Below are 1,616 nucleotides of genomic sequence, written 5' to 3' on the forward strand. Positions count from 1 at the left end.
AAAAAGATAATAAGACTAACTATTAAAAAGGTCATCACCAAAAACAAAAGCGCGTGGAGTGTTCCCGCGCTTTTGCGACGATACATTATGTTTTTTCAGTTGGGAATGGTTTTAATAGTTCCTGCGACCACCACCGCCGCCACGAGGGGGACCACCGCGTCTGCCGCCGCCGCCACCGCCGCCGCCGCCCCCAAACGACTTTTCACGAGGCGGGCGCGCTTCACTGACGGCAATAGCGCGCTGGTTGACTTCGAGATTATTCAACCGTTCAATGGCTTCTTTTGCTGCCTCTTCGGTTTCCATCTCGACAAAACCAAATCCTTTGGACCGACCTGAAACGCGATCCGTAATAATGTTCACCGACACAACCGGCCCAACCTCGACAAACAACTGCTGCAGTTCGTCTTCGGTTGTTTGGTAGCTGAGATTACCCACGTAAAGTTTCTTGTTCATCGGTAATTCCTTTTTCAGTAAAGCCGCTACTGGGGTACAACGTTACTGGCCTGGAGTCCCTTGGGACCACGTTCAATACTAAACTCAACGCGCTGGCCTTCATCTAATGAGCGATAGCCATCAGATTGGAGCGCAGAGTAATGAACAAAGACATCTTCACCACCCTCCTGTTCAATAAACCCATAGCCTTTACTGGCGTTGAACCATTTGACGGTACCTACAATTCGTTCAGACATAATACTGCAATTCTCCTTACGTTTACTATAAGAATTGAAAATAGATTTATAGGTCAAAGAGGTTCACCGCAAGAAAAAAAGCGTCCGCCCAAAGTTCTGGTGGCCGCTTATAACCGATCAGATACTTTCTTCGTCCTATAGCTTAGCATTATAGCCCGTTAGCTGATTTCTGTCAATATCCGCTCTCATAACTGGGGGCGTCCAAAATTTTGGACGCCCCCCTCAAATGGAAGTTTACAAGACATTATGTATGCCCATCAAGCCACCTGGGTGCTTGACGCTTTCCCTTTTTTACAATAGCAAATACTCCGAAAATGTGCCCCGCATGCAGTGGTTTGAGCTGCTGGCCGAGCCGTAGCCGCCGGCGTTGAGCAAGGCCAGCAAATCCCCTTCTTTGAGCGGCGGCAGAAAAATATCCTCGGCCAGCAGGTCGATGGCCTCGTTGATGTTGCCGGCAATGGTCACTTGCTGCGGCGGGGCTGTCCCCTCCACGACCAACGGCGTTACGATGAAGGGCGTGTCGTAGTAGACCGCTAGATTTTGTAGATTGAAGCCGCCGTTCACCCCGACAAACATAACGCCGCCTTTCTCTTCGACCGTATTCACTTCCAAAATCAATACACCCGCGTCTTTGACCAGATAGTCACCCGGCTCGAGCTGGATTTCCAGATTGCGAGCTTGGGCATGCCCGGCGATGATACCGGCCCAACGATCCAGATCAAGCGGCTGGTGACTCTCAACCAGCGGCAGACCCAGACCGCCCCCGATGTCCAGGGTGTCGATGGTCGGGCAGCGGTCGAGAAACCAGTTGGCGCGGGCCAGGATTTCGGCGAAGGTGTCCAGGTCCGGGGTCAGGTAGCCGGAGCCGCAGTGGAAGTGCAGCGTTTTGATCTGCAAGTCGTATGACCGGGCCAGGCTGAGCGCCTC

3 protein-coding genes are annotated in these 1,616 nt (G+C 52.2%); all 3 read right to left on the reverse strand.

The genetic code is table 11. The annotated features are described in order from the left end of the window. Window positions 1-111: 111 nt before the first annotated feature. On the reverse strand, window positions 112-453 hold the full coding sequence (locus tag VGA08_02765; GenBank protein HEX9679517.1) for an RNA-binding protein: 342 nt from the start codon (window positions 451-453) through the stop codon (window positions 112-114). A 26-nt stretch (window positions 454-479) separates the two neighbouring features. Next, window positions 480-689 carry a cold-shock protein gene (locus tag VGA08_02770; GenBank protein HEX9679518.1) on the reverse strand — a complete coding sequence of 70 codons (210 nt, stop codon included), beginning with the start codon at window positions 687-689 and terminating at the stop codon, window positions 480-482. Between the two features lie 291 nt (window positions 690-980). Beyond that, the coding region (locus VGA08_02775) for a hypothetical protein (protein HEX9679519.1) at window positions 981-1,616 on the reverse strand (636 nt) is incomplete at its 5' end.

Source organism: Candidatus Saccharimonadales bacterium (genome assembly GCA_036397795.1).
Classification (GTDB): Bacteria; Patescibacteriota; Saccharimonadia; order Saccharimonadales; family DASWIF01; genus DASWIF01.